This is a genomic window from Zwartia hollandica (genome assembly GCF_019923725.1).
Classification (GTDB): Bacteria; Pseudomonadota; Gammaproteobacteria; order Burkholderiales; family Burkholderiaceae_B; genus Zwartia; species Zwartia hollandica.
Window position 1 is genome coordinate 487,885 of the sequence record NZ_JAHXRI010000007.1, and the last position, 10,550, is coordinate 498,434.

Below are 10,550 nucleotides of genomic sequence, written 5' to 3' on the forward strand. Positions count from 1 at the left end.
ACTTAGAGACCCTGCTCTCTTAGCAGCAGGTCCTTAATCAGGGTGATTTGTCCCTCGGCCTTCACAAGCTCTTCATTCATCAATTTTTGTCGATGCGTTAACTCGTTGTTTTCCGCCGTGAGGCGCTGTACTTGCAAGAGCTCTGACTCAAGGGCTATTTCTTTGGCTTTAAGCGTAGCCGTTAAAGCATCGCACGACTGCCGCATATCCGCAAGCTGGTGCAAGGCCTGCTCTTTTGCTTGCGTTTGTTCTTTTAGCTGGGCTCCTAGCGCAGCACTACTAGCCTGAACAGTATCACGCTCCAACTGTGTCGTATCTAGCTTGGCTTGCAACACTTGCTGATCTTCGGATGCCTTTAGTAGGCATGCAGTTAACGCTTCGGCAGATTTATTTATCTCCGCGAGCTCATTCAATGCTACATCCTTCACTTCTATTTGCTCTTGAAGCTGCAAGTCTAGCGCAGCACTAGTCGCTCTCGATGCGTCTCGCTCTTGAAGCGTGACGTCTAACTTAGCTTGTGTAGCTTTCAGACCTTCGGCGGACTGCTGCAGAGAGGCGGTTAAGGCGTGCATAGATTGTTTTGCCTCCTCAAGCTGTTGCAATGCCTGCTCTTTTTCTTGCGTTTGTTCGTGTAGCTGGGCTCCTAGCGCAGCACTGGTCGCTTGCGCTGCATCGCGCTCTTTAAGCGTTACGTCCAACGTCGCGCGCGCTGCGTCACGCTCTTGAAGTGTGGCGTCTAACTTAGCTTGTGTAGCTTTCAGACCTTCGGCGGACTGCTGCAGAGAGGCGGTTAAGGCGTGCGTAGATTGTTTTGCCTCCTCAAGCTGTTGCAATGCCTGCTCTTTTTCTTGCGTTTGTTCGTGTAGCTGGGCTCCTAACGCAGCACTGCTCGCTCTCACTGAATCGCGCTCTTGAAAAGTTGCCTCTGCCGCCGCTTGAGCTGCGTCACGCTCCTGAAGTGTTACGTCTAACTTAGCTTGTGTAGCTTGCAGGCTTTCCGATGTCTGCTGCAAGGATACTGTCAACGCTTCGGCAGCTTGTTGAACCTGCGAAAGCTGAAGTGAAGCCTCCGATTCAATCGGGCTTTTTACCTGAATACTTCGTTTACGTGCATATAGCGCATGGCCAACCTTTGGGTTTAAGCCGGGAAGGTAAATGACTCGTATAAATCCCTTTTCTTCCAGAAAACGATCAACTGCTGCAAGATCAGCCCCGGCTGGCTCACCCCGAAACCCGGCTTCGGCTAGCGCTCGCACACACACCAAACTGCTCACATCGAGCAACTTCGTACCACCACTTAAGATGCTTACCGCAGGTAGCGCATCAACAATTAACCACAAGGGCTCGGCGCCCACATCAATAGCTGTATCCAACATTTCTGCTGCAGCACGATCAAGCGTGCTGGAATCCCGCTGAACTTGATGCGAAAGTGTCAGGCTTGGCCAAACCATTCTGAGTAGACTGGGATCAATCAAACCATTCTCAGAGGGGTTGCTTGCTACAAAATAAGCAACCCTACCTTCAGTTTCACCGATCACGTGGGATTGCACCTCAATGACCTCTTGGGTCTGAGGGTCAGCGTCAATCGCTAACGCTTTGGTTAACGGCCAGTCAGTCCAAACACAGGACTCGCCTTTGCCATCACCGATCCCAATATGCACAATCCGTGTCGGTCGCTGAACGACTGCCAAAGCGTTAAGCCATACCGATAAAGACTGCCCTGATCCACCCAAAGGGCTGGTGGTGCGTAAGCTCACTACAAGTGGTTTCATTTACGCACACCTTTTTTAGCGCGGGATGCTGTGCGTTTTGGCGTCAACGGTGTAGACACTTGTAACAAAGGGCTTTCAGAGCCCCCCTTCAAGATGCGAGCAACATCGCGCACTAACTGCCGCCAATCTTCCCAGTCACGCTTAAGTTTTACACCAGACATTTCTAGCTCAGATAGAAATGCAGGCATATTCTGCACAAGTTCCTCAAGAAACGCTCTATCCGATAATGAAAGTCGTCCCCATACCTCTATATCCATGGCAGCTGGCAGGGCAAATCGCAACTCAAGCTTCGGGCCAAAATCATCATACGATTCATCAAACCACTCAGTGAAAGCCGCCCGGCCACTTGTTTCTGGAAACTCTAGTTTCGGATGCCTCCCAAAAACATTCGGGCGTAGATTCGCGCACGAAACCCTAAAATCAAAATCAAATAACCGTCTATCACCAATCGCGACATGCCGGAAATTTAGCCACAAATGTTCGTAATCGTGATTCACTTGCTCGCGCATTAGTGTCAGTTCGTCAAACCGGAAAACTCTGGGCATTTGGCTCAGCTTGGACTGCAACGCACCAAGCGCCGGGAGGGTATTCTCCGTAACAACGACACCAGTACGCTTTAATATTCCGGGAGTATTCAGCGAGGTACGCAGTGCTGTGATGATCACTTGGATCAAATCCCAATCGCTGCGCCCTAATTGTCGGAGTGTTTGGGTCAGCTTCTCATCTGCGTTCGCATCGCCAAGCCAGGCAACGACGAGGGTCTCGTCAGACGCAACCACAGCAGGCCAGCGCTGGATGATATTGTGTCCGCCCATTTTGCGTGGTAACTCTAACCCTGCAATGCCATCCACGACAAAGGTGGTCAATTCAAGTTCTGGCAGTTTGCGTCCAGCCGCCTCTAAACCCTTTAAATGCCACCTTAAGGTCTCAGCACTGACCCCTTCAATGCTCTGCACCTCTATGGACTCGAGGTCGAAATAATCAGGCGTTCTTTGTAACATGCGCTTCCAACGCAACGCTGCGGCCTCAAGCTCTTGTTCAGAATCCTGGTACTTGAGGAAATAATGTTCTAACTCTTCTTGCACTTGATGCAGTTGCGCAAGCAAGAGCTCCGACTCTTCCTGAGTATCCTTAAGTTGCGCCTGAGTACCCTTTAATCGAGCAGCCGCATCCTCCCGTTGTGTGCGTTCGTCATTGAGGAGGGTGTTAAGCGCCTGTTCTACGGCCTGCTGCTCTGTCAACTGATGTTGTGCAATGCTAAGAGCAGATACAGATTTTTCTGAATCTGCCAGGCTTCGGCCCAGCTGCTCTTTTAATGAATTGTTTTCTTCACTCGAAACTCCGACTGAGCGCTCCGCCATCTCAATATTCTTTTTAGAATTTTGCAGCTCAAGGAAATTATTTTTTAACTCTTCTTGCACTTGAGGCAGTTGCGATAACAACAACCCGACCCTTTCTTGTGCCTCGTTCGATTGTACTTGGGCAGCCAGTAAAGCGGATTTCGATTTTTCTAAATCTGCCAGGCTTCGACCCAGCTGCTCTTTTAATGAATTGTTTTCTTCACTCAAAACTCCGACTGAGCGCTCCGCCATCTCAATATTCTTTTTAGAATTTTGCAGCTCAAGGAAATAATTTTCAAGCTCTTCTCGCACTTGATGCAACTGTGCAAGTAGCAAGTTTGCTTCTTCTTTGGCGTCGTGTAATTGAGCTGTTAACGCTTCCAAATCAGCTGCATGTTTCGCTCGCGTCTCCGTTAACTCGGTGTTAAGGTCCTGATTCTTAGTCTGCCACTCGATCAGCGCCTGTTGCGCAGCGTTGAGCAGTTCAATCTCTTTAGCAGAAACGCTCGGCTCAATTTTTAGATACTTTTCATCGCGATAGGCATGTACCGCGTCGGCTATATCGATACGCGATGGTTTTTTCCAAAGGGTGCCGATCGCTGTTGCACTCGATGACAGTTCATTTTGTAGCGGCAGCCACAGCGGATCTGTTTGACTCAGATTCTCCGCCAGAAACCGCGACATAACCGACAAAGTCGGTGCAGGTTGGCTCGGAAAATGCACTTTGCTTAAACCCAGTTGCCAGGACTGTTGGCACACTTTAAGCAGCCCGGCCGGGTTGTCAATACAGTGATCAATATCCACCAGCACAGCTTTTTGCGGAAAGCGATGATAAAAATGAAGCATCTGCAGGTGTTGTGCGGCCCACTGCTCAAGCAAAACACTGGTCGTTGGAACAGCTTCACCTGACTCCAGGGCGCTGGCAATAAACCGCTGTGCCGAGCATGCCACCAAGATAAACCGCAATTGCGGATCAAACGCCTGCCAAAAATCCAACAGCGCGATTGACTGCGCGTTTGACCATCCCCACACTGGCTGTTCTAGGTTAGATACAAACAAGTCGCTGGCCAGTTGCTCCCACACCCGCCCCAGCTCTGCAGGGCCTTGCTCGGTAGCGATCTCTTTGACTCGACTCTGAATCTTCTCGTGCCAACGGCCTATCGTGAGCGTCTCGTCACGCTGCGCAGGTCGGGGCAGAGCCATCCCAGCTTGTACGAAGATGCCCTCAATAAACGATAGCTCGGCTGGATTCACACCAGTAATGCAGAGTGTTTTCATAAGATGCGTACAGTCGTAGGTAACAATTCAAGACTCATTAAGAGAGTCGTCTTCTCAAGATCAGAAGCCATTAACAATATTCCCCACATTAACAATGGGATAGATCACTGAAACCAAGATGTTCAAAAATTTCTGTAGCTCAACGGCTGAAGCATTGGAGACGTACAGCACATCCCGGTTGCGTATCTCAAAGTTCTGCGCCACAAAGAAAGCGGCGGGGTCGCTCATGTCGAGCCGATAAACGATCGGTAACTTACCTTCGCTATTCGCCACTTTTGCAATGAACTCTGCGCCAACGGCATCTCTGCTTTCAAAACGGAAAACATACACACCCGACGCGTTGGCGCGCGCGTCTTGCACACCGCCGACCCTGCCGATTGCTTGTGCGAGCGTGACGCCTTGTGCCTCAAAATTAATCTCGTCATTTTTACCGGTGGCACCCAAGGCGGTAAAGCTAAGGGGTTGATAGTACGCCGTCACGACATCACCAGGATAAAGCTGGATATTTTGTTTGGGATCTTGAATGACTTTTTCCAGTGCAATGTCTCTGACGACACTGCCTCTGGACAGTTGCAGTGTGATTTTATTAACAGGCTGTCTCACTCCGCCTGCGGCGGCAATCGCATCGAGCAAGCGTTCACCGCGGGGCGTAATAGGTAGGAGCGCACTTTGCGTGACTTCGCCCACTACGGTCACGTTTGAGGTCGTGTTGCGTGTCATGCGCACAATTACTTGCGGATAATTGGCTTTACCCTCCAAGGCCTTCGCTATATCGGTTTCAATTTTCTGCAAGTCTTTGCCCGCAACCTTGACACGGCCTGCAAACGGTACGTTGATATAGCCATCTGCGCCCACCATTTGCTCAGGCAAGGTGCTTGCCTTGCTGCCAGAGCTTGCGCTGAAGGCGGCCGCGGCTGGCGCCACACCAAACAGCATCGCGGGGCTTGCCTCCCAGATGCTAACTTCAATAACATCACCCGGGTTCACAAGGTAGGAATTCACGCGACGCTCTGTGAAGGACTCTGCGAAAGACTGCTTCTTTTGGCTAAGAGCCAGCCGTTGCGTAACCGTTGGGGTAATGTCAACCAGCTGGATTATTGACGTATCTGCCTCAGCGGCCTCGTTCATTTTGATGGTGGATGGACCCGAGGCCGGCAACCAGTGCGAGCACGCGCTTAGCACGGGAAGCAATACACTAATCGAAATTTTTGCTAAGGCATTCATTGCAAAATACTCCGGTAAAACGCATACGCGCTATCAATATCGTCAAAATGATGCAAGGTCTGCTCGTGCAGCACACAAGCTTTGTCACAGAGTTCACGAATCGTTTCAGCTTGATGGGACACCAACACTAAAGAGCGATCCGCACGCTTCACAATCAATTCTTCATGGCAGCGCGCACGAAAACGTTCGTCACCAACCGCCAGGGTCTCGTCGATTAAATAGCAATCAAACTCAATCGCCATCGAAATCGCAAAACCAAGCCGCGATCGCATACCCGCGGAATAAGATTTAGCGGGCTCGTGGAGGTACTTGCCCAGTTCCGCAAAGTCTTCAACAAACGGCAGCACTGAATCAATGTCCGCGCCATAAATACGGCAGATAAACTTAAGGTTGTCATACCCAGTCAGCGAGCCTTGAAATCCACCATCTAAAGCTAGGGGCCACGAGACACTCATCCCACGCTCGATCGTGCCTGAATCGGGCAAGCTGACGCCGCCTAACAATCGGATTAGTGTCGACTTGCCTGCTCCGTTTAGACCTAAGACACCAATTTTTTGACCCTGCTCAACGTTCAAATTGATGCCGTGAAGAACGGTGCGCCAGCCACCACGCACCTCATAGGATTTGGATACACCTTCGACACGAATCACCGCTGGATCGTCCATTGAGAGCGCGGAAGCCTATTCATCTTCGAGGCCTCTACGTATTTTGCGTACCAGTAACAGCCCGAGTAAAGTCACGCCAGCATTAGCTTTCACGAGGTATTGAATGGAATACACGACCTGGATTTCAGTACCAAAATAGCCTTCTCGAAGCATCTCAACGGCGTTCACCATGGGAGACCACAACAAAATATCTTGCGCCTCTGGAGGCAACCACGCCGTCATCGAAAGTGCACCCGTAAACGGTATCGTCAGATAAAGGGCTACGTGCCAAATCCGATCAAAGAGTTCCGATACCACACCAAGATATGCCGCTATCATTCCAACACCAAATACAAACCACATCAGATAAAACCAGCCTATCACCGCCGTCAAGGGTGCTGAGGGCATTTCCATCAGCCCAAGTTGTTGAAACACAATCGTCAGAATCACCAACGACGTCGTGACACTCGCGAACTCTAATAGACTGCGGGCCAGCACAATATCTAATATTTTGACTTGCTGGTGATACAGCAAGCCTTTGTTTGACGATGCAGCACCAGCCATCTTATTCACCGTATTACGCCACAAGACAAGTGATGAATAACCCGTCAGTGCAAAGCCCGCGGCCGAGATGGAACCTTTGGATAACCCTGTGTACGTCCAAAGAATCGCGATACCCACCGAAAACAGCATAGGCTCTATAAACAGCCATAAAAAACCAATATTATGGCGACCATAACGGGTCAATATCTCGCGTAATACTAGGCCGTGGATCACGCGGCGCTGAATGGCTAGACTTTGCAAAAACGAAGTCTGACCAATCCGGACGCGACTGCTGTCAGACATTGTGCTCACGCACACCAGAAACGAGCAGGGAAACGATTCCCCAGAAGAGCAAACCCAGCACAAATGTCGTCAGAATCCCACGCACGCGATCAGGCTCAAGCGAGCTATCAGGGACTTGGGGCTGCGCAACACGTTCGATGTATAACTGCTGGCGCAAGGCCTCTGAGCGCGCTTGCTCAAGTGCAGCCATGGCGGCTGCCAACTGCTTATCCGCAAATTCTTTTTCTAATAAAAGACGTTGTGCCAAGATAACCTGTCTATCGCCATCAAGCGTTTGCTTGGCAGTGCGCATCGCGGTTAGCTGTAATGCTTTAGCTTCTAGCCGTGTCTGTGCCAGGTCTACTTCTTTTTGCGCCATTTTCACGATATCGGTTCGGGCGCGTTCGTTCAACCTGTTCACAAAACCTTCGCTCAATTCCAACAGCTTCTTGTTAATACGCATTGCCGATTCGGGATCAAAGGATCGAACCGTTAAGCTCGCGATCGACGAACCAGCCTCAACCAACACGCCTACTTGCTTTTGATAATAGCGATAGAACGACTCACCACTGGTTTCCCAATAGCGTAAGCCAGGAAAACGCGCAAGCATATCAATAGTGGGGCTCGAGTACTGCTCTTTGATATCAAGTTCTTTAATCAGAATATCCATCGCATCACGCGACAAAATATAGTCACGCACAATGTAAGAATCATCGTCAGATTTAGAGATGCCCACCTTGCTAAAAAAATCCGTCACCGACCCGCCTTGCTTCTGCGGGCTACGCACCACAAAACGGGACTCGCTAATATAAATATTAGAAGCGTAGGTTGCATAATAAAAGACGGCGATCGCAGTCGGGATCACAACAGTGATCAAAAAAATCACTAAGCCTTCGATACTTTTTTTCTTTTTCTTCATGCGTAGGCACTCAACAAGGGATTGGCTTTCGGGACACGGTCGGTACCCCAGCGCGCCTTCATGATGGCGTGCTCATAGCGCTCGCGTTGGTCAGAGGCGCTGGACTGATCCAGGTTGCGCGACTTAGACTCATGATGAATCAGCCGAGCGTGGGGAGTAAATACAATACGCTGTCCCCGTTGACGCAGTTTTAGACATAAGTCGACATCATTAAACGCAACAACAAGGTGTTGCGCATCAAAACCACCCGCTGCTTGAAACAACTCTTTGCGCATCACCATCGCAGCTGCCGTGACGGCATCTGGATTATGCACGGACTGCAACATCCCAAAGGGGTCCGCCCGCTTGTCATTGAGTCGAACACCTTTGAAGGCGTGATCCGCCACACCATGCATACCAACCACCACACCTCCGTGCTGTACGGTGTAGTCCGGATATAACAATAACGCACCGACCACCCCCACCTCGGGCCGCAGCGCATGGCTCACCAGTTCGGTCAGCCAATCGTTATTGAGTACTTCGACATCATTATTAATGAAACCAACAATTGACCCCGAGCACTGCTCGACAGCGTAGTTGTTAATAGCTGAATAATTAAAGGCGTGGGCGTAGGGCAGCACCCGGATATGCGGATGTCTTTTACTGAGTTGCCGCAAGTAGCGCAGCGTTTGCAGCTCTGTTGACTGGTTGTCGACGATCAGAATTTCATAATTCGTGTACGACGTGCCTTGCAAAATCGACTCAACGCAAGCCTTTAATATCTTGTAGCCATCCCGCGTAGGAATAATCAAACTCACCTTGGGCTGCGCAGAAGGAACAGGCCATTTGTTTCTCAGCACGTCAGAACGACATACGCTTGTTTGCACTCGTCGTCGTTGCCGTGCGAAGTGCCGCCGCACTGCTCTGACCGTGTGTTCATTCCACTCGCGCCGATGGGTCGCACTCAGCTTGGCCCGTCGCCTATAGTGCAAGATCTCTGGTACATGCATAACGGGCTGTGACACAGCGTTCGTAGCTTGCGTGAGGCGCAACAACAAATCATGCGCCCACGCAGAGCTAAATTCTGCCTTCACGCCGCCAATGGCCTTGATCGCCTCGGCGCGTACAGCAAAAAAATCGCCTATATATTGTTGACTACAAAGCAGATCTTCAGAGAAGGCCGGTTTAGCATGCACGAGTGGCAGTTTGGTGGTGCCGGATACAAAGCCATGATCCCCATAAATAACGTTCGGGGTCGGACCTTCGAGTGCCGCTTTTAATAAGAGGTACGTGGCGGTTGGTGCTAGGACATCGCAGCCGTTGATCACAGCGACCCATTCCGTCGCAATGCCTTCAAGTGCGCCCGCTAGCCGCTTGAGCGCCCCTCTTTCAGAGCGAACAACGACGGAGATATTTTTACTTTTTTGCGCAGATGCATGGACATTCAAAAGCGCTTGGATCTTGCGCGCTAGCTGCGCTGTGACACAAATCTGTAGCTGCCACATCGGGACACTTTGGTTCATGACCGAATCAAGCGTCTGCAAAAAACACTTCTCATCCCAAACAAACGGCTCGCCCACCCGCTCAGGCGACCAGAGGTATGTCAATGTTGGGCGTAATTGCTTTCTACTCAACGTCGTGCCGCTAGAAGACGCAAGATTTCTTGCAACTGTTCGTTGGCGCTAGGTGTTGCTGCAATGGGTCGTGGTACGCCATGAGGTCTATGCGCCGCTTCCGGTGCAAAACGTTGCTCATACTGCTGCCAATAGTCCGCAACCTGCGCGTTGGATATTTTACTGTCCCGCTTGATATCAAACGTTAATCCAAGCTTTTTATACAGGCGGCTTAAAAAGAAATTGCGCGTCAATCTGGCAAGGCGCAAATGCGTCACTTCCGCCTTGAGTACGTGAGTGGCACCGGGTGCGCTGACCGCAATCGCTAAGTCGCCATCCCGCTTTAGCCAAAGCAGGCGCTTACCCATCGTCGCGCTCTTCACACGCAAAGGGCAGTCTTCGTGGCTGCTCGCTCTTGGGCGCGTCGAACCTTGCGTGTTGAGGTAATCGACCCGCGTGTCGACTTGTATGCGTGCGCTGAAGTGGCGTGGGTCTACTGTTGCCTCAAGCATGTAGTACCCGTGCTGGAAAGGCGCTTTTGACGTAAACAACCCATGACCATCGCGCTTACTGTAGGTAAAGTCATTGAGGTCGTGCGAGAGTCCCAGCGACCGCAGGGGCAAACGATGTTTAAAACGCTGAAACAGCGCAACATCAGTTGAGTTCAAACCGTTTTCAATAATGCTGTGTACAAAGCGACGAAACTTTGTATCCCGCATGGGCTCGCCCAAACCAACCCGATTAGGGTCATCAAATATCTTCTTTAGTAAGGCCTTATCCTCAAGGTTCCAGCGAAATTCGGCGACGTTACCCTCATCTACCCTATTTTTAAAGCCCCAATCGATGACTTTACTGACCAATTGATCATTTAAGATTTGCTTAATATTGTTTGGCTGTACGTCGATCACTTGATCTTCTTGTGCGGATTTAGGTCTAGAAGGCACTCACCCCCCCCC

Annotated in this window: 8 protein-coding genes; all 8 read right to left on the reverse strand. The window is 50.6% G+C overall.

What is annotated here, in order from left to right; genetic code table 11:
* Positions 1 to 2: 2 nt before the first annotated feature.
* The 8 genes from KZZ10_RS10370 to KZZ10_RS10405 all read right to left on the reverse strand — a co-directional run bounded on the left by KZZ10_RS10370 (position 3) and on the right by KZZ10_RS10405 (position 10,538).
* On the reverse strand, positions 3 to 1,772 hold the full coding sequence (locus tag KZZ10_RS10370) for a coiled-coil domain-containing protein (RefSeq protein WP_259661442.1): 1,770 nt from the start codon (positions 1,770 to 1,772) through the stop codon (positions 3 to 5).
* Positions 1,769 to 4,195, reverse strand: coding sequence for a coiled-coil domain-containing protein (locus KZZ10_RS10375; RefSeq protein ID WP_259661443.1), 2,427 nt, complete (start codon positions 4,193 to 4,195; stop codon positions 1,769 to 1,771). Before KZZ10_RS10375 ends, KZZ10_RS10370 begins: the two co-directional genes overlap by 4 nt.
* Positions 4,196 to 4,450: 255 nt before the next feature.
* Positions 4,451 to 5,614: a polysaccharide biosynthesis/export family protein gene (locus KZZ10_RS10380; RefSeq protein WP_259661444.1), complete on the reverse strand. Its 1,164-nt coding sequence runs from the start codon at positions 5,612 to 5,614 to the stop codon at positions 4,451 to 4,453.
* Positions 5,611 to 6,264: an ABC transporter ATP-binding protein gene (locus KZZ10_RS10385; RefSeq protein WP_311133554.1), complete on the reverse strand. Its 654-nt coding sequence runs from the start codon at positions 6,262 to 6,264 to the stop codon at positions 5,611 to 5,613. Before KZZ10_RS10385 ends, KZZ10_RS10380 begins: the two co-directional genes overlap by 4 nt.
* Before the next feature lie 30 nt (positions 6,265 to 6,294).
* Positions 6,295 to 7,104 (reverse strand): ABC transporter permease, encoded by an 810-nt coding sequence (locus KZZ10_RS10390; protein WP_259661446.1) that lies wholly within the window; start codon positions 7,102 to 7,104, stop codon positions 6,295 to 6,297.
* Entirely contained in the window at positions 7,097 to 8,002 is a 906-nt protein-coding gene (locus KZZ10_RS10395) for a KpsE/RkpR family capsule polysaccharide export protein (RefSeq protein WP_259661447.1), read from the reverse strand. Before KZZ10_RS10395 ends, KZZ10_RS10390 begins: the two co-directional genes overlap by 8 nt.
* Positions 7,999 to 9,504 (reverse strand): glycosyltransferase family 2 protein, encoded by a 1,506-nt coding sequence (locus tag KZZ10_RS10400; RefSeq protein WP_259661448.1) that lies wholly within the window; start codon positions 9,502 to 9,504, stop codon positions 7,999 to 8,001. The genes KZZ10_RS10395 and KZZ10_RS10400 overlap by 4 nt, the downstream gene beginning before the upstream one ends.
* Positions 9,505 to 9,611: 107 nt before the next feature.
* Positions 9,612 to 10,538, reverse strand: a complete 927-nt coding sequence (locus tag KZZ10_RS10405) for a hypothetical protein (RefSeq protein WP_259661449.1) — start codon at positions 10,536 to 10,538, stop codon at positions 9,612 to 9,614.
* Positions 10,539 to 10,550 lie beyond the last annotated feature (12 nt).